21 protein-coding genes are annotated in these 18,505 nt (G+C 37.6%); 19 read left to right on the top strand and 2 right to left on the bottom strand.

Translation table 11 applies throughout. The features are described 5' to 3' along the window. The first annotated feature begins 9 nt into the window (after positions 1-9). The 18 genes from I585_RS01630 to I585_RS22580 all read left to right on the top strand — a co-directional run bounded on the left by I585_RS01630 (position 10) and on the right by I585_RS22580 (position 15,880). A complete protein-coding gene (locus I585_RS01630) occupies positions 10-1,248 on the top strand; it encodes an ABC transporter substrate-binding protein (RefSeq protein WP_010739290.1) in 1,239 nt (412 codons plus the stop codon). Beyond that, complete coding sequence (locus tag I585_RS01625) at positions 1,241-2,095, top strand: ABC transporter permease (RefSeq protein WP_010739289.1); 855 nt, start codon at positions 1,241-1,243, stop codon at positions 2,093-2,095. Before I585_RS01630 ends, I585_RS01625 begins: the two co-directional genes overlap by 8 nt. Further along, positions 2,092-2,886 carry an ABC transporter permease gene (locus tag I585_RS01620; RefSeq protein ID WP_010739288.1) on the top strand — a complete coding sequence of 265 codons (795 nt, stop codon included), beginning with the start codon at positions 2,092-2,094 and terminating at the stop codon, positions 2,884-2,886. The genes I585_RS01625 and I585_RS01620 overlap by 4 nt, the downstream gene beginning before the upstream one ends. Continuing rightward, positions 2,870-3,865 carry an ABC transporter ATP-binding protein gene (locus tag I585_RS01615; RefSeq protein WP_010739287.1) on the top strand — a complete coding sequence of 332 codons (996 nt, stop codon included), beginning with the start codon at positions 2,870-2,872 and terminating at the stop codon, positions 3,863-3,865. Before I585_RS01620 ends, I585_RS01615 begins: the two co-directional genes overlap by 17 nt. Then, complete coding sequence (locus I585_RS01610; RefSeq protein ID WP_010739286.1) at positions 3,862-4,542, top strand: TIGR04283 family arsenosugar biosynthesis glycosyltransferase; 681 nt, start codon at positions 3,862-3,864, stop codon at positions 4,540-4,542. Before I585_RS01615 ends, I585_RS01610 begins: the two co-directional genes overlap by 4 nt. A gap of 13 nt (positions 4,543-4,555) precedes the next feature. After that, positions 4,556-5,551: an aminoglycoside phosphotransferase family protein gene (locus I585_RS01605; RefSeq protein ID WP_010739285.1), complete on the top strand. Its 996-nt coding sequence runs from the start codon at positions 4,556-4,558 to the stop codon at positions 5,549-5,551. Beyond that, a complete protein-coding gene (locus I585_RS01600; RefSeq protein ID WP_010739284.1) occupies positions 5,544-6,209 on the top strand; it encodes a TIGR04282 family arsenosugar biosynthesis glycosyltransferase in 666 nt (221 codons plus the stop codon). Before I585_RS01605 ends, I585_RS01600 begins: the two co-directional genes overlap by 8 nt. After that, positions 6,206-7,057: a nucleoside hydrolase gene (locus I585_RS01595; RefSeq protein ID WP_010739283.1), complete on the top strand. Its 852-nt coding sequence runs from the start codon at positions 6,206-6,208 to the stop codon at positions 7,055-7,057. Before I585_RS01600 ends, I585_RS01595 begins: the two co-directional genes overlap by 4 nt. A 59-nt stretch (positions 7,058-7,116) precedes the next feature. Then, positions 7,117-7,791 (top strand): TVP38/TMEM64 family protein, encoded by a 675-nt coding sequence (locus tag I585_RS01590; RefSeq protein ID WP_010739282.1) that lies wholly within the window; start codon positions 7,117-7,119, stop codon positions 7,789-7,791. 137 nt (positions 7,792-7,928) lie between these two features. Continuing rightward, positions 7,929-9,056, top strand: coding sequence for a helix-turn-helix domain-containing protein (locus I585_RS01585; protein ID WP_010739281.1), 1,128 nt, complete (start codon positions 7,929-7,931; stop codon positions 9,054-9,056). Then, a complete protein-coding gene (locus tag I585_RS01580) occupies positions 9,049-9,258 on the top strand; it encodes a PLDc N-terminal domain-containing protein (protein WP_010739280.1) in 210 nt (69 codons plus the stop codon). The genes I585_RS01585 and I585_RS01580 overlap by 8 nt, the downstream gene beginning before the upstream one ends. After that, entirely contained in the window at positions 9,258-10,193 is a 936-nt protein-coding gene (locus I585_RS01575) for an ABC transporter ATP-binding protein (RefSeq protein WP_010739279.1), read from the top strand. Before I585_RS01580 ends, I585_RS01575 begins: the two co-directional genes overlap by 1 nt. Then, positions 10,190-10,954 (top strand): ABC transporter permease, encoded by a 765-nt coding sequence (locus tag I585_RS01570; protein WP_010739278.1) that lies wholly within the window; start codon positions 10,190-10,192, stop codon positions 10,952-10,954. Before I585_RS01575 ends, I585_RS01570 begins: the two co-directional genes overlap by 4 nt. A gap of 143 nt (positions 10,955-11,097) precedes the next feature. Continuing rightward, a complete protein-coding gene (locus I585_RS01565) occupies positions 11,098-11,784 on the top strand; it encodes a response regulator transcription factor (RefSeq protein WP_010739277.1) in 687 nt (228 codons plus the stop codon). An 89-nt stretch (positions 11,785-11,873) separates the two neighbouring features. Further along, on the top strand, positions 11,874-12,797 hold the full coding sequence (locus I585_RS01560; protein ID WP_010739276.1) for an ATP-binding cassette domain-containing protein: 924 nt from the start codon (positions 11,874-11,876) through the stop codon (positions 12,795-12,797). Beyond that, positions 12,790-13,545: an ABC transporter permease gene (locus tag I585_RS01555; protein WP_010739275.1), complete on the top strand. Its 756-nt coding sequence runs from the start codon at positions 12,790-12,792 to the stop codon at positions 13,543-13,545. Before I585_RS01560 ends, I585_RS01555 begins: the two co-directional genes overlap by 8 nt. A gap of 99 nt (positions 13,546-13,644) precedes the next feature. Beyond that, positions 13,645-14,457 carry a sensor histidine kinase gene (locus I585_RS01550; RefSeq protein ID WP_167545837.1) on the top strand — a complete coding sequence of 271 codons (813 nt, stop codon included), beginning with the start codon at positions 13,645-13,647 and terminating at the stop codon, positions 14,455-14,457. Between the two features lie 145 nt (positions 14,458-14,602). After that, positions 14,603-15,880, top strand: coding sequence for a S8 family serine peptidase (locus tag I585_RS22580; RefSeq protein ID WP_010739273.1), 1,278 nt, complete (start codon positions 14,603-14,605; stop codon positions 15,878-15,880). Positions 15,881-16,041: 161 nt separating this feature from the next. Here I585_RS22580 and I585_RS01540 read toward each other — a convergent pair whose 3' ends face one another. Next, entirely contained in the window at positions 16,042-16,368 is a 327-nt protein-coding gene (locus I585_RS01540; RefSeq protein ID WP_010739272.1) for a hypothetical protein, read from the bottom strand. A gap of 134 nt (positions 16,369-16,502) precedes the next feature. Then, positions 16,503-16,739 (bottom strand): hypothetical protein, encoded by a 237-nt coding sequence (locus I585_RS01535; protein ID WP_010739271.1) that lies wholly within the window; start codon positions 16,737-16,739, stop codon positions 16,503-16,505. Between the two features lie 338 nt (positions 16,740-17,077). On the opposite strand from I585_RS01535, the gene I585_RS01530 reads away from it, so the two are divergent. Next, positions 17,078-18,334 carry a glycoside hydrolase family 73 protein gene (locus I585_RS01530; RefSeq protein ID WP_010739270.1) on the top strand — a complete coding sequence of 419 codons (1,257 nt, stop codon included), beginning with the start codon at positions 17,078-17,080 and terminating at the stop codon, positions 18,332-18,334. The last annotated feature ends 171 nt before the right edge of the window (positions 18,335-18,505 follow it).

Raw genomic sequence — 18,505 nt, 5'->3', positions numbered from 1 at the left:
GAGAAAATAATGAAAAAATGGTTAATCAGTTTGTTGTCAGTAGGGATGCTTTTTTCCCTATCTGCTTGCAAAACCGATGATACGAAAGAAGCGAAGACAGAAGACTCGATCAGCAGTTTTTCTGACGCTGTAAAGCAGAGCAAAGGGGAGACAGTTACCTTTTATGGATTTGGCGGAGATGAAAAAGCCAATGCTTGGGTCGATGAAGTTGTGACACCAGCAATGAAGGAAAAATATGACATTACTGTAAAGCGCGTCCCAATGGATATTGATCAAATTTTGAATAAGCTGACGACTGAAAAGGAAGCGGGAACGAAAGAAGGAGACATTGATGTTATGTGGATCAATGGTGAAAACTTCTATACTGCAAAGCAGGCGAAGCTGCTTTATGGTCCGATTACTGAAAAGGTCGAAAGCTTTGAGAAATTAATGGACGACGATGGGCATAACTCAACATATGATTTTGGTGTTAAGATCGATGGTTACGAAGTTCCTTATGGAAGTGCCCAATTAGTGTTTGCTGGAGACAAGGAAAGATTTAAAGACGGATTTCCGACGGATACACAGGCTTTGTTAGAGTATGCTAAAGCAAATCCAGGGAAAATCACCTACACTGCTCCACCTGAATTTACTGGCAGCGCCTTTGTCCGCAATGTGATCTGTGACATTGTAGGTTACGATAAAGTTGAAGAAGCAAAAGCGAACAAAGAAGACTTGTATAAGGTGATCAAACCAGGTTTGGATTACTTAAATGAAATCAAGCCTTATTTATGGCAAGAAGGAAAAACATACCCAACGACCACTGCGGAGTTGGATCAAATGTTTTCAGCGGGACAAATCGATATGAGCTATAGCTATTCTCAGATGCATGTCGCGGAAAAACGCAGCGACAATGAGTTAAAAGCAACCACGGAGTCTTTCTTATTCGATAAAGGAACGATTGCGAATCAAAGCTATTTAGCTGTTGCGAATACTTCGAAGGTCAAAGCTGGCGCATTAGTTTTGATCAATGAAATGACTAGTGAATCAGCTCAATTGAAAAAGGCAGAAGCCAAATACGGGTATAGCATTCCACCATTTGATTCCGAAAAATTATCGGATAAAACCAATCAAAAATTAACGGATCTATACAAAAATCAAGGTGTCCTTTCACTTGAAGAAATGCAGGAAAAACAAATTCCTGAGGTTCAGGCAGAAAAGATTCCGATGATCGAAGCATTATGGAAAGAGCATGTTTTACATGAATAAAAAAAAATTGTTCGCGGTCCCTTTTGTATTGATAAACAGCGTTGTGATTTTAGCAGCGCTGTTTAAAGGGCTGCAAATTAGTTTAGGCTACTATCCTTTGATTGGACTCAATCAACTTACTCTAGCAAATTATCGTCAAGTATTGAGTGATCCATTTTTCCAAAAGTCGCTAGGTTACAGCTGCTACTTAGCACTGACCGCGACTTTTTTGTCGTTGCTTTTAGGAATCGGAATTGCTTTTCTTCTATTAAAAGTAAAAAGTTCTTGGTTACATAAAATAATTAGTTTGCCGATTTCTTTGCCGCATATTATTGTAGCATTAATGATCATGCAATTGATCGGCCAGTCTGGTATCATTTCACGAGTGTGTTTTCAGCTGGGCTTAATTAAAGAAATCGGTCAATTTCCTTTATTAATCCATGATTCTGGTGGATTTGGGATCATCATGGTTTTCCTTTACAAAGAGATACCCTATGTTGCTGTAACAACCTTTGCGATTTTGCAGCAGCTGCAGTTAGGATACATAGAGGTCGCTAAAAATTTGGGAGCTTCAACGCTTCGAATCTTTTTTACTGTGATTCTGCCGATGCTCCAAAAAACACTGATCACCTTATTTATTATTTTGTTTTGCTTTACTTTTGCCTCATTTGAGGTCCCTTATTTATTAGGCAATCCGAGTAATCAGACGGTAGCTTTAACCGCCTATGATCTATTTACTCAAGCAGATTTGACTACGCGGCCCCAAGCTTTTGCTCTGAATCTCGTGATGTCAGGTATTTGCTTAGTAATAACTGTCGTCGCTCTGACGATTAGTCGGATCTTGCCGGGAGGGAGAAGAATATCATGAAATTTGCGTCAAAAAGAAACTATATTCTACTAATTATTGCAGCGCTGATGGTGCTCCTTCCATTAATTTTACTGATTTTATGGTCGGTCAGTACAGAGTGGATGTATCCGGCTATTTTTCCAAAGGCCTTAGCTGCTAAAATATATAAGCAAATGCTTGCTGAACCGAATTTTTGGCCGGCAGTAATCAATAGCTTTGTGATTGCTTTTGCGACGACGATGGTAAGCATCGTAGCGGCGTTGCCTGCAGCGAGGTATTTTGCCTTTCAGAAAAATATGTCACAACGGTTTGTGGAGGTTTTGGTATATCTGCCATTAATTTTACCTGCTATAGCAATCATTACGTCGAGTCAGGTTTTATTTTTACAATTACGTTTGACAGGAACTTTTTTGGGGATCATCTTGATTCATACTTATTTCTGTCTGCCTTATGCCATGCAAATCTTATTGGAGAGCTATCGTCAGTTAGGTGAAGGATACAGTTTGACTGCTCAAAGTTTAGGAGCTAAACCGTGGTCCGTTTTTTGGCAGATTACTTGGCCGTTGTTGCGTCCAGGAATCATTGCTTCGGCGACGATGGTATTCATCGTATCATTCAGTCAATACCTGCCGACTTTTTTTATTGGCGGAGGAAAGATCGTTACTTTGCCACTGTTATTGCTTCCTTATGCAAATAATGGTCGGTTTGGTTTGGCATCTTCCTACAGTTTGCTTTTTTTAGGATGTACGATATTAGGCGTATTTATTTTGAAAACAGTTATTGGAGGAATTCAGCGTGGGACTAAGCGTTAAAAATCTGCAGCTGCATTATGGAAAAAATAAAATATTGAAGGATCTGTCATTTGATATTGGTGAAAGAGAGATCGTTGCGCTTTTTGGCCCGTCAGGAGTGGGCAAGACCAGTCTGCTTAAAATAATCGGAGGAATTCAACCGATAGATAAGGGTACGATTACATTTACTGAGGGATTTTCTCAAGCGGGAACAATTTTGGTTTTTCAGGATTTCTGTCTCTTTCCCCATATGACTGTGGTTGAAAATATCACCTTTGGGCTGAAGGCGCGAAAGTTTTCGAAAACCGTCATCACTCAGAAAGTCAGTAAGATTCTTGAAGTGTTTGATTTGGTCGGTTTGGAAAAGCACTTCCCAGATCAGCTGTCAGGGGGACAGAAACAACGAGTGGCTTTGGCTCGCGCAATTATTTTGGAGCCCAAATTATTATTGTTGGATGAGCCATTTGCCAACTTGGATAGTCATTTAAAGGATTCAATGCGGGAGTATTTACTCCGACTTCAAAAAGAGTACAGTTTTAGTGTTATTCTGGTTACGCATGACCGCGAGGAGGCTTTTCAGTTAGCTGATCGAATGATTATTTTGCTGAATGGTGAAATCCAACAAATCGGAGGTCCTAAGGAAATTTATTTCTATCCGGCAAATCAAAAGGTCGCTGAGGCAGTTGGAGAAAGCAATTTTATTCCCGGAATCGTCGAGAACAATTGCTTCCGAATCGCTGATACTGAACTGATGATTCAGAATCCAAAAAGACTTCAAGGGGAAGTCTTACTGTTTATTCCTTATGGGGCTGAAGCCGAAATCTGCGAGACAGGATTACCGGCATTAATTGAAGGCATTGAATGGTCGCCAAACGGGCAGCGAGCCTATGTGAAAATTGTCGAGACACATTGTAAGTTGACCAATTTATCTCAAAAAATAGTAAATCAAGAACAACTTTTTTTGCAATTCAAGGAACCACTTCAGGTGATGTCTCGATGATTTCGATAATTATACCGGTATTAAATGAAGAAAAGACGATCGCTCGATTATTGCAACAGTTGAAGCAATTTGGTCATGAAATTCCATATGAGATTATTGTAGTAGATGGTGGGAGTAAGGACCAGACTGTTTCGATCGCTGAAAAATGGGCAATTGTTTATCAGTTGAAGAATGCGAATCGCGGAGCACAGCTAAACTATGGTGTCGAAAAAAGTTCAGGCGATTGTTTGTGGTTTTTGCACAGCGATAGCCGTTTAGGAGCTACAAAGAATCTTTTGGATGATATTCAAACAGTATTAGCTGACAAACGTTACAGCGCCGGCTTTTTTAAACTATCTTTTGATTCATCCGATTGTTTTTACCGCTATTTGGCAGAGACCTCAAATTTACGAGCACGTTATCTTGGATTGGTTTTTGGTGATCAGGGATTATTTACGACACGAAAATCCTATGATGAAGTTGGCGGTTTTGAATCCATCCCATTAATGGAGGATTGGCGTCTAAGCCGGAAATTACGAAAGCTAGGACGCTTCTATCAACTTCCGGTAGAGATTGTTACATCAAGTCGTCGTTTTCGGAAAGGCAAACTTCGTACCCATTTAAAAATGCACAAAATAAAATTGCTCTATTTAATGGGAATGTCGCCTGAAAAATTGGCACAACGATATTATAAATGAGAAGGAGTCATTCATGTTAGAAAAGATTCGAGAGTATTTGAAGGAACAACAGCTGGTAGAAAAATTACAGCTAAAGGAACCATTCACGATTGAATTTTTAGCACAAGGAGAATATAATCAAAATTTTCTGATTTCTGCTGGTCAAAAGAAATATGTTTTTCGCTTAAATTATGGAAGCCAGTTGAACCTAGAAAATCAGATTCGTTATGAATACCAAGCGTTGAAATGGTTAGAACGCACGAATCGAACGCCAAGAGTATTATATGTGGATGACAGTTGTCAGAAATTTTCTCAAGGGTTGCTGATCATGGAATTTTTAGCAGGTAAGCCTTTGAATTACCGAAACGACTTGAATGAAGCGGCAGTAATTTTTGGAGAAATCCATCAGCAACCGATTGACGAAGCAGCTGATACTCTCTTTGTTAAAGAAAAGGCGACCATTTTATCCGCTCGTGTCAATGAGTGTCAGCAATTGCTAGAACCAGTGTTGCACAGTGATTTCGTACCCATTTCGGCTCAAAGGCTGCTGGCAGTTGCGCTTAATCAATGCGCTAAAAATATCAAACAGCAGCAGTTCTTCGTTGAGCTTGACCAATGGCGTGTCAACAATACAGAAGTGAATTCGCATAATTTTATCATTGGGAAAAAGGGCTTCTTGATCGATTGGGAAAAACCAGTAATCAGCCATCCCGTTCAGGATATATCACAATTTTTAGCCTCAACGACAACTCTTTGGCGCAGTAACTTAGTTTTGACTCAAACAAAAAAGCAGGCATTTTTCTCCAGTTATCTTCAAACAACCGGTTTTGATTCGAAGAGTTTTTCTGAAGCGTTACGAATCTACCATCCTTACTTGATGCTGCGGGCTCTGTCTTGGTCGGCAATGGCGTATGATAGTTACAAAAGAGATACTAAAGAATTGAAAAACCAAGAAATTTTTGAAAAAGTTTCTAGTTATATGAATGAAGATTTTCTACGTCAGACACTGAAGGAGGAAGTCTTTGAATAAACACGCATATATACTATTCACACGAGTTCCTATCCCTAATAAGGTTAAGACTCGCCTGCAAAGTTCACTAAGTGGAAAAGAGGCCTGCGAAGTCCAACTGCGGATGCTAAGAGACAGCTTTATAAAATTTGAGCAATTAAGCGAGCAGGGGATTGATCTTTATCTTGCATACTCAGATGAAGGAGATCCGACGCCACTTATCTCTGCTTTGCCTGAAAGCTTTAATTCGTTTTCACAAGAAGGACAAACGATTGGAGAACGTATGGATCATGCCATAAAACATGTGTTACCTATTGGTTATGAAAAAGTCATACTGACTGGCAGCGACATCCCTAATTTAACTAATGAAATAATCCAAACAGCCTTTGAACAAATGCAGGAGATTGTACTTGGCCCCTCCTTGGATGGCGGATATTATTTAATTGGCTGCACTCGAGGGATCGATTTATCCGCGATATTTGAAACAAATATTTCATGGGGCAAAAGTGATGTATTGACAGCGACACTGAAGCGATTAACTGGTTTTGAGGTTTCTTTTGTTTCCCCTTTGCAGGATATTGATTACCCTGTCGATTTAAAAAGGATTCATAACGAGTTAGTGGAGGGAAACTACTATTTATCGGATTGGTTAGAAAAGAATCGAGGGCTATTAGAATGAGAAAGGTTATTTTAGATTGCGACAATACATTTGGCTTGGGAAATAGAGACGTAGATGACGGATTAACCTTGTTCTATTTACTCGGTTCTCCGGTAATCGATTTGCTAGGTGTTACACTGACTTATGGAAATGATACGTTAGAAAAAGTTACTCAAATGACAAAAGAGCTTCAGCGGCGATTGGATTTATCCTTCAATTATTACGGGAACCATCAAGCAGAATTTCTGGCGGAACAAGTGAATTGCTATCCAAATGAAGTGACGATTTTAGCGACAGGTGCCTTGACAAATTTAGCAGAAGCAAAAAAGCTAGATCCACTTTTTTTTGAAAAGGTTAAAGAAATAATAGTGATGGGCGGTACAACCGAACCTTTAGTGGTTAATCATCATCCGGTCACAGAATTGAATTTTTCTTGTGATCCGTTAGCAGCCGAAACGGTTTTATTGAGTCAGGCGAAAGTTGTCATCATGAATGGGCATATGACATCAGAAGCATTTTTTTCGATAACCGAACTCGAACAGTTTCTTTCTCTAGCAAAAGAAGTCATTCCACAAGAAAGAGCCGAGTGGATCCGCAGCACGTTGGAAAAATGGATCGAATGGAATGAAGAGGTTTTTAATTTTAGTGGATTTTGCAATTGGGATATGACGACGGCCGTATATTTGGAGCGGCCAGAGCTTTTCAGTAACGAGCGTTTTTATTTGGCAGAACAACAACCGACCATCGATAAAGGTCGGATTATCTTGACCGAAAAATCTATTTATTCGGTAAGAATGCCTAAAAAGCTTTTAACGGTCTCTGAGTTTAATCAACTGATCATCGATCGAATGGTTAAAGGCCTGCAATAAAGCAGTCGCGGAATTGATCAGAAAGATTATCACGATCTGAAAAATAGAAAGGAGAACGGGTGAAAAAAATAATTATATTTATTTTGTTATTACTGCTGGTAATTTTTATGGCTTATCAATTTGGGTTGGTTGGTTTTTTGACGGATATTAGCGGCCTAAGAGCCTATTTGGAAGGTCTTGGCTGGTGGGGATATGTAATCTTTATATTGCTTTCGGTGGTTGTAGCTGTTTTTCTTTTACCAGGACAATTCCTAGCAATCGTTGGCGGTCTTGCTTATGGCGGGTTTCTTGGCGGATTATTAACGATTATCGGCGCGTCTCTGGGTGCTAGTATTTCTTTTATCATTGGAAAATATGTAGCCAGAGAATATATTCTTACGCGCTTTGGCAGTGACCCAACTTTTCAAAAAATTGAAAGGGGAGTGAAGGAAAACGGCATTTCCTTTTTAGTTTTTACACGGTTAGTTCCGGTCTTTCCTTTCGCTATTCAAAGTTATGCCTATGCGATGACACCGATGAGCGTGAAAAAATTTAGTTTGATCTCCTTTTTGACTATGATGCCGGCTAGTTTTATTTACGCCTTTATGGCTTCTGAAATTGCTTCTAAGGGAGTATCAATGACGCTGTTAATAGAATTGACTATTGCTGGGATTTTGCTGGCACTTTTAGCTTATCTTCCCAAAAGGATCAGTAAAAAAATCAATCAATTGAATTCCGAATACAAAAAGGATTAATCGTTTTGAAAGATCAGAAAATATCTTCTGGTCTTTTTTTGTTGCGTGCAGGTTAACTTATTGACGCTAAAGTTAACAACAACTCCATTGTCTTCTGATATTAATCAATCTAAAATGATTATAAGGGGGATTAAACTATGGATATGAATATTGGACCTATTATCATGGAAAAACGCAAAGAAAAACAGGTAACGCAACAAGAACTGGCAAATTTTGTTGGAGTATCAAAAGCATCTGTATCTAAATGGGAGACCGGGCAGACTTATCCAGATATTACTTTGTTGCCTCTATTGGCCGCTTATTTTGATATTACCATTGATTCATTATTAACTTATGAGCCACAGTTAGACAATCATGAAATTCAACGAATTTATACTATGCTGAAGGAATCGTTGGAAACTAAATCAGCAGATGATGTCTTGGCGACCATCCGCAGTTTTGTTAGAAGGTATTATTCTTGCTATCCTTTTGTTTTACAGATGGGCATGTTTTTAGTAAATCATGCGGATATGCTGCCAGGAGAAGAGAAAATACAAACGTATAATAAAGAGGCTCAGGAGTTATTCATTCATGTTCGAACGCAAGCGAAAGATCCGGAGATGATTACTCAAGCTTTAAAGTATGAAGCCTATACATCCTTGACATTGCAAGATTTTGATCAAGTGTTGACGATTTTGGGAGATCAGGTGCCTGTATTGTTTCCAATAGAGAGTTTAATTGCAGCGGCGCAGCAGCAAAAAGGGGATGATCAAAGAGCAATCGGTACACTTCAGAGTGCGATCTACCAATATACAACCGTTTTTTTAAGTTTTTTCTCCAACTATTTACAGCTATTAATTCATGATCCTAAAAAATTCTCAGAAACTGTTTCACGAGGAAATGAATTTGCTGCTATTTTCAATTTTAAACAGTTGCATCCAGTAGCCTTAATGAATTTTCAATTATCTGCTGTTTTTGGCTATGCGCAAATGAACGATGAAGAGGGTGCATTGAGAGAGTTGAGTGCCTTTCTAACTATCATGAAACAAACTGATTTTCCCGTTGATCTCCATGGCGATGACTATTTTGATCAAGTAGAAGAGTGGTTGGAGCAATTAGAAATTGGGAATCAATTACCGAGAGATTCAAGAAAGGTCAAAGAAAGTCTCATTGATATCGTAGTAGATAACCCAACGTTCGTAAATTTCAAGAATCAAGAACAACTACAAATGATCTATATCGAATTGCGAACTGTTAGAGAAAGAGGTACGACAGAAAATGAATAATTTTGATTTTCTCAAAGAAAATATGCCAATCTTTTTACCATTGATTATTCTAGAACTCATTTTAATGCTCACAGCAGTCCGACATGTTTTAACGCATAAGAACTATCGCTTCGGAAATAGAGCGCTGTGGCTAGTAGTCGTAATTGTTATTCAAATCATTGGTCCGGTCATTTATTTTGTTTTTGGGAAGGCGGATGATTGATGACTATTTTAGAAGTAAAAAATGTGTCAAAAAAATTTGGCTCAAAAAATGTTATAGACAATTTAAATTTGACTGTCCCAACAGGATCTATATTTGGTTTTGTCGGGGAAAATGGCGCGGGTAAAACCACAACTATGAAGATGATTCTTGGTTTAGAAGAGAAAAATGGTGGAGAAATTTTGGTCAAGGGAAAACCAGTCATTTTTGGTGACAATCAAACCAATCATCTGACGGGCTATTTGCCTGATGTTCCAGAATTTTATGATTATATGTCTGGGCAAGAGTATTTAAAATTTTGCGGAGAAATTACAGGATTGACAAAAGAACAACTGGGGCACAAGATCCCTGAGATTTTATCACTTGTCGGTTTGAGTAAGGATAAAAAGAAAATCAAAGGATACTCAAGGGGAATGAAGCAACGTTTAGGGATTGCACAAGCGCTGCTAAATGACCCCGAACTATTGATTTGCGACGAACCGACATCTGCGTTGGATCCTAGTGGACGAAACGAATTTCTCAAGATGCTCTCAGCCTTAAAGGGGCGAACTACGATTTTATTTTCCACTCATATTTTGACGGATGTAGAACGAATTTGTGATTATGTCGGTGTGTTGGATCAGGGCAGATTAGTTATTAGCGGTTCATTGGATGAACTGAAACAAAAATATACCAAAGACCAAATGATGATTGAGTTTAATGAATCAACAGGACTTGCCCCCTTTACTAAAGCATTAGAAGGATTAGTGGCATCCAAAGTTATAAAGAGCTACTCTTTTGACTCACAAAAAAATACATTCATTGTAAAGTACACAGAGAATTATGAAAAAGTCGCGCCGTTGATTTTTCAATTATTTGAAACCTATCAGATCTATCCACGGATGATCAAAAAGAGCACTCCAACATTAGAATCGATTTTCTTGGAGGTGGTCCGATGAAAAATCTTTATTTTTTCACTAAAAAGGAGTTGTTTGAAGCTTGGCGAACCTCACGGGTTATGATCCTAATCATCATATTTTTGATTTTTGGTTTGATGAACCCATTATTGGCAAAGCTAACACCAGAAATAGTAAAAATGACGATTGGCGAAGCCTTAGCAAAAACAATTCCCGAACCAACCTCGTTAGATTCATGGACCCAATTTTATAAAAACCTGACACAAATGGGATTGATTGTTTTAGCGTTGATGTTCAGTGGAGTCGTCAGCAATGAGATCAGTAAAGGAACCTTGATCAATTTGGTTACGAAGGGACTTAGACGTTGGACGGTCATTGCAGGCAAGATGCTCAGCTTAGTTCTTCAATGGACGATGTGTTTGTTTCTGACTTTTTCAGTTACCTGGGTGTACACAGTCTATTATTTTCCAGATCATAAAAGTCCGCACCTTTTTCAGGCGGTTCTTCCTATGTGGATCTTTGGAATACTCTTGCTGGGATTAGTGATCTTTTCCTCGACGATTGCCCGAAATAATTATGAGGGACTACTCTTAACTGGCGGAGTGATTATTTTATTTGTGTTGGCAAATTTGTATGACAAGGCGAAGTACTACAATCCGATTTCATTAGTGACGCAGAACATGCGTTTTCTGCAAAAAGGATCGGTGCTTCAAGACTATTTCCCGGCAATCATTATCAGTACAGTTCTTTTTATACTTTTCATAGTTTTGAGCATACTCGTTTTTAATCGAAAAAAATTGTAATTCAACGAAGACCTAGCACACAGTGCAGGTCTTTTCTTATCTTCTTAATTCGAAATAGGCAGATAGCCAAATGTTGTATATAATTAACTAATAGAGAGTGAAAACGTACACATGTGGACTTGTAAGGAGAAGAGGGATGTAATATGAGAGTGCTTGTAATCGACGATGATGTCGAAATTTGTTCTTTGTTGAAAAAAGTGATCGAGGAAAATCAGTGGGAGTGCGAGCTTGCTTACAACGGCCTTGAGGGAATAGAAAAACTTCAGTCAACACCGTTTGACTTAGTTTTGTTAGATTTAAATCTGCCCTATCAAAGCGGAGATTCAGTTTTGATCAAGCTGAGAGCATTCTCAGACATCCCAGTAATCGTTATTTCTGCAAAAGGACTGGTGACAACCAAAATTGATCTTTTAAAAATCGGTGCAGATGATTATGTCACAAAACCATTTGATATTGACGAAGTAATTGCCCGAAGCGAAGCTGTAATGCGCAGAAACGCTCATTTGACTAAAAATAGTTCAAATGAACTATGGCATAAAAATCTGCGTTTAAATTTGGATGAAAAGAGAGTTTTTATTGAAGAAAACGAGGTTCAACTAACCGGTACCGAGTTTAAAATTCTAGAATTACTGATCAAACATCCTAATAAGGTTTTTTCGAAGCAAAATATATTTGAAAGTGTATGGAAGGATGCTTACTATGATGACGGACATACGATCAACGTTCACGTGAGTTCTTTACGCGGAAAACTTTCGCAAATTAATTCAGAGGTAAATTATATCGAAACCGTATGGGGAATCGGATATCGTTTAGTAAAATCGAAATCTTGATAGATTCTTGATCTTTTCAATGGGGGTCTTGATACCTTCTTTTTAAACTTAAACGAGTGGCGGATCACTATAAAAAGGATGTGTTAAGAATGCGCGAAGTTGTTTTAAAGACTGTGAACCTGTCAAAAAACTTTAAAGATGTACAAGTTCTTAAGGATATTTCTATCGAACTGGAACGCGGAAAAATCTATGGGTTTATTGGCTTGAATGGAGCTGGAAAAACCACACTTATGAGAATTTTGATGGGACTTGTGAAGAGCGATTCGGGACAAATCTCATTATTTAATGAATCAAAGGAACAATTATTGAGTGGAAAACGTAAGCGAATCGGCAGCATGATTGAGACTCCTGCCTATTATCCAGGTATGAATGCTCGTGAAAATCTTGATATGGCTCGTTTTTCTCATGGATTGCCTAATAAAGGTTTAGTCGAAGAACTGCTTAAAATGGTTGGATTAGAGAATGACTGCAAGAAGAAAGTCAGAGATTTTTCTTTAGGAATGAAGCAGCGTTTGGGAATTGCTCAAGCCTTGCTATGCGAACCAGACATGTTGATTTTAGATGAACCTAATAATGGCTTAGATCCGTTCGGTGTTGTCGAAGTTAGAGAACTGCTGCTAAAAATGAATCGTGAGAAAAATGTAACGATGCTGATCAGCAGTCATACCTTACAAGAATTATATCAATTAGTCACTGACTACATCATTATTCATGAAGGGGTAATTATTGAAAGCATCAGCAAGAAAGAGTTGCAGGAGAAGTGTCAGCGGCACATTTACTTAAGGGTTAAATCTCCTTTTTTGGCGACGGCTACAATTGAGAAGTATTTAGATACAACGAATTATCAAGTGCTCCCTGATCAATCCATTAAACTGTATGATTATCTCGATGATTTAAACCGGGTGATCACGTGTTTAGTACAGCATGATATTGAGATACTCGCGGTGGCTATTGCTGAAGAAACCCTAGAAGATTATTTCGTCCAAAGTATAAGGGGGATGGGAAATGATTAATCTGATAAAAATCGAATGGCATCGTTTGGTCAAACTTCGTATTTTGCCCGTGCTCTTGTTATTGGCAGTCTATTTCTCTTACATTATTTTGGATAAATTATTCGGTAACAGTATCGACGCTGTAAAATTTTTATCAAGCGGGCAAGCTACATTTGCCAATAGTTTTTCAACGAACACGACGATTTTTGGACCAGTCATTTTAGCCGGTTATTTCCTTGGATCAGATTTTACTCAACGAACGCTGCAGCAGCAAGTGGCCAATGGACATACTCGAAAAACACTCGTTTTGGCTAAAGTTATTGTATTCAGTTTTATCTCATTGGTACTTATGATGATCACTCCAATTGTGACAACAGGGATAGTCACTTTGATAAAGGGCTGGGGAACAGATTTTACCATTGAGACGGTTTCATATATATTAAGAGTTTGCTTTTTGACTAGTTTATTGTCCATTTCGGCTGTCAGTGTCTATCTTTCAATTTCATTCGTCTGTAAAGACATTTTTAAGACAGTTCTCTTTTCAGCATTGTTCACTATTCTATTTATTGAACTAGGTGGAATACTAGTAAAAGACGGTACATTTTTTTGGGATTTTTACAATTTCTTTCCATTAAATCAAGTATCAGCGGCTTCTCAAGTGCATTTACCTATGAAGGATCTAGTTAAAATGCTCTTTTCATCAATCGTTACATGGGTGACAATGATAGGATTAACAATAATTATTTTTGAGAAACAAGACCTTAACTAACGCACAGAAAGGGCAAAGCTTATGAAACTTCTCGTGACTGCACTAGTTATAATTATCCTAATACTGGCCTTTCTGATTTTTTTATTGCGGCGAGAAATTTTGAAAATAAATGATCGCTTAAAACGACTAGATTTTGAAAGCAATCAGCTGTTGGAGGTTAACCTATTTGATCGTTCGGTCAATACGCTGACTGAAACATTAAACGAACAAATTATAGAGCAACGCGCCTATAGAATCGCTGTGATGAATCGTGAACAGGAACTCAAAGAGACGATCTCAAATATTTCCCATGATTTAAGAACGCCGTTAACAGCGATTATCGGCTATCTCCAACTGTTGGAGCGAGAGGAACTGTCAAAAGATCAAGCAGAGTCTATTAAAATTTTGTTAGAAAAGTCTTTGACGATGAAAAACCTGACCCAAGCCTTTTTCGAACTATCTTATTTTGATTCTCAACTAACCGAAACCGAGTTGGTCAGAATCAATTTGAGCAATCTGTTGATTGATGAACTTTTGAAAGAAAGTGTTAATTTTGATTCTTCTACAATTGAACCACAGTTAAAAATTCAGGAAGACTGTTTTGTTCTCACAGATAAAAAATTATTGACGCGCGTTTTGCAAAACTTGATTGTGAACGTTTTGCAGCATGGACAAGAGAAAGTAATTGTCGAATTAACACAAAAGGAAAAGACTGTTTTGAAGATCTCTAACAAATATAAAGCAGGTACTAAAATTGATACGCAAAGAATTTTTCAACGGTATTATGTGGCAGATAATAATGAAACAAATAGAAACAATGGTCTGGGGTTAGCCATTGTTGAGTTATTATGCCATAGACTTGGTATAAAAAATAAAGCAGTCGTTGACCCAGAGTATTTTACTATTTGTCTAGAAGTCCCTTCTACTAAATAAACTGAATCGTCAATTGCAAGAGCTATTTTTGGTTCTTTTTTTATGCTCTTCTTGATACTTTCTTGACAATCCCTTGATCATTGACTGATACGTTTTTTCTAGAATTGGATGTAGATAAACAATAATCGTACTAGGAGGGTTTATTATGATAAAAAAGATCAGGAAAGTCATACTAATCATTTTATCTAGCTTCATTGTTTTGGCCTCGTTAATACTTGCTTATATCATATGGATTCAACCAATTGATAGTAGAACAGCGGATCATTCAATTGGGATTGCTCGCAAAACGGAGGCAGAATCCAAAGAAACTATCAAAGTAAAAAAAATGCCCAAGCCTAACAGCAATTATTCCAGTTCCCCTCAAAGTAATCTTCGTTCGAAAGATTTATCTCAATTGAATTTGACTAGTGAATTCAATGCTATCAAACGGGTTGTTTATGATACATCAACTAAATGGCCGCGACGACTGCCAAAAGGTTTTGATCCTGATAAATCGATGGAATTAGGAAAAAATCCGGGTTTGCATGTACAAGAGCTGCACAAAAAAGGGATTACAGGAAAAGGAGTTTCGGTCGGAATTATTGATCAAACCTTATATACCGAACACTCGGAATACAAGAAACGCTTAAAACATTACGAAGAAATCCATGCTTTATCAAAAGTTCCCGAAATGCATGGGGCAGGAGTAGCCTCATTAGCGGTCGGAGAAAATATTGGCGTAGCACCAGAATCAAATCTTTACTTCATTGCCTCATCATTTGCGGATAATCTATTAATTATGCTGAAAATGAAAGGACATGACTCGAAAGGAGATACATACACTAATGGAATTACTTATAAATATTACGCCCAATCTATTGAACGATTTCTTGAAATCAACAAGACGTTACCAGAAAAAGAAAAAATTCGAGCCATTTCAATATCTCGCGGATTCAATAAAAAGGACAACGATTACGATCTATTTAAAAAGGCTTTAGATAAAGCGAATGATCAAGGCATTTTAGTAGTAACGGCCACTTTAGAACAGGATTATGGAATAGGCATTGCCGGTCTAGGCAAGGAGATGATGTCAGATCCTGATGATCGGGCCTCTTATTCAGTTGGTTCTTGGCTGAAGGAGAATGCTGAGGACTATCAAAATTGCCTGTTTTTACCAATGGATTGTCGAACTTATGCGGGGATTACTGGAGAAAAGTCCTATGTGAACGATACAAGCGGAGGATTGAGTTGGGTAGTGCCATATTTAGCAGGGTTGTATGCTTTGGCATATCAAGTGAATAAATCAATAACGCCAGAAACTTTCATAGAGAAGGCGATTGAAACCTCAGATTCTCAAGTAGTCGAAAATGAAGGGAAGCCTTTTACGATCAAATATTTAATCAATCCAATTCGATTAATTGAAGAAATTCAAAGTGATACCTAGAGTGTCTTTTCTTTCATTGAGAAGTTATATCATTTTTTGATATAGCTTTTTTGGTTCAATGAATTTTTATTACGATCTTTTTTTCTAGAGCAGATGCTTCATTCTTACAATCAATTCCAGACAAAATAAAAACACCGATAAAGTATCGATGTCCTGAAACGTTAGATAAATAGATAAACAACAGAATAGATATAATAGGCTAATAATAATAAGGCTACAATGCAAGAAATTTTTGATAAAAAGCCGCCACGTGCAGGTTTTGATGCGCGGCGTGTCTGTCTGCGAGTCATTTCTACTTGCTCAGTTTGTTCAATACTGATTTTTTCAGTTTTTGAAGAGCGTAGAAGGACGACAGCTAGTAAATCAATAAATAGTAATCCTTGCAAAATGATGCTAACGATAAGAGTAATTTGATCTCCTCTAACCATTCTAAATAAAAACAGAATAATCATTAGAAGATCAAATAGTAGTGTCAGTAAAAGCGCCATAACAAAGCTCCTTTGAATAGGTTAGAATAAACAAGCTTTATTATAGCATACAACTAATAAAAAAAATTACGAATTATTTGTGAAGGATGCTGATAAAGGCATTATCCTTTGCGGTTCCAAAAGGAATAGACCAGTCAATAGAGCATGAAGGTGATGAGCGAAATCAACATCAACAATGCCAATGTCCAAGCACCTTCAACAGGTTGATAGTGGTGATAATTCATAAGTAAGTAGATGCATAAGAAAGTTGGGATCAAAGAGAAGTATAAATGAATCAGAATACGATCTTTTTTAAATAGAGAAAAATAGATAAAGGTCATCAAAAAAAAGATCAGATAAATAATTGCTGAAACTGCATCGCCAATATCCATAAAAACCCCTCCCCTGTATGCTATTATATCAGATTGAAAGACTTCAATAAATAACAGCAACATAAGAATTGAGTTATTTTGTTAATGAAAAAATGTCTTTCTTAAATTTAACAAGATGTACGTAGAAATAAATATGCTTTTATGATTGATTTTTTCTTTCTTTAATTTAATAAAATCAGAAAGAATTGAGAAACGCTTGTTACTCAAGGGTTTTTACTATTCAAATCAAAATAAAAAAATTTTACTTTATGATTAATTTTTGTTACTTTATATAGAGAGAGGTAGTGCAAAAACTATTAATTGTAATCGTTAGTTAATGGTTGGCAGAGGGGGATGACATGGATTATAAAAAACTATTGTGTAGTGTGATGTTGTTGGGGAGCTTGAGTACTTCAACATTGGTTGTCTATGGAGAAACGACAACGGATTCTACTAGCACACAGGAGAGCTCAGCAGTAAGAGAATCATCTAGTTCTTCAGATGATTTGGCAAAAAAACAAGAAAGCATGACACAAGAAACATCTGATTTGGCTGATAGCAAAGCAGAAACAACAGTTTCTAGTGATCAAACGGATGTAAATGATGAAACTGAAGCCGTGGACGAAGTGGAATATGATGCACAGGGAAATCTGCAATTTCATCATCCAATACCATTTGAAGAGTTTACAATCGAGCCGCCTGCATTTAGAGCCGCACGATCGGCGGTGAGTACACAACAAGCATTCATTAATCAAGTCGCTCCATCAGCAAAGACATTAGCGAGTGCCAATGATTTATATGCCTCCGTAATGATTGCGCAGGCAATCGTTGAAAGCGGTTGGGGCGGAAGTACTCTTTCAAAAGCACCAAACTATAACCTATTTGGAATTAAGGGCGATTATAACGGACAGTCAGTTACGATGAAAACACAAGAGTTCATTGATGGAAAGTACGTAACAGTTAATGCCAAGTTCAGAAAATATCCATCTTACAAAGAATCATTAGGCGACAATGTAACGGTTCTGAAGAAAACTTCTTTCTCTTCAGGTAATTATTATTATTCTGGTGCATGGAAAAGTAACACAAAATCATACAAAGACGCAACAGCGTACCTAACTGGAAGGTATGCGACAGCACCAAACTATGGAGCTACATTGAATAGCGTTATTGAGACATATAAGCTAACACAATATGATAGTTCAACACCAGCACCAGTCCAAACAAATGCGATGTATCGTCTGTATAATCCGAACAGTGGGGAACATTTTTACACAGCGAATACTGCTGAACGGGATAAAATTAAAAAAGCTGGCTGGCATTATGAAGGAATTGGTTGGCAAGCACCTAAAACGGGCACACCTGTTTATCGTCTCTATAACCCAAATGCGGGTGATCATCATTACACGCAAAATGCGAATGAAAAAAATCATTTAGTAAAAGTTGGTTGGCGTTATGAAGGAGTTAGTTGGTACTCAGGAGGAAGCAAACCGCTTTATCGCTTGTATAATCCAAATGCAAAAGCAGGAGCACATCACTACACATTACTTCAAAGTGAAAGAAATAACCTAATCAATAAGGGCTGGCGCAATGAAGGCATTGGCTGGTATGGGCAATAACAAAAAAGACCTCGATGAAATAAAATTTTCATCGAGGTCCTTTTTAGTCTACATCAGAAATTTCAGAAATAACGAAAAAGCTATGGAGACTATCTGATGGGTATTCATATTTTTTTCCTATCTCGCATAGAATCTGCTGGTTTGATTCCAAAACTAGTTCGTTCCCATCAT

The organism is Enterococcus malodoratus ATCC 43197 (assembly GCF_000407185.1).
GTDB lineage: Bacteria > Bacillota > Bacilli > Lactobacillales > Enterococcaceae > Enterococcus_A > Enterococcus_A malodoratus.
Note: the sequence above shows the minus strand (reverse complement) of the source record. Positions and strands in the feature narration are given on the sequence as shown.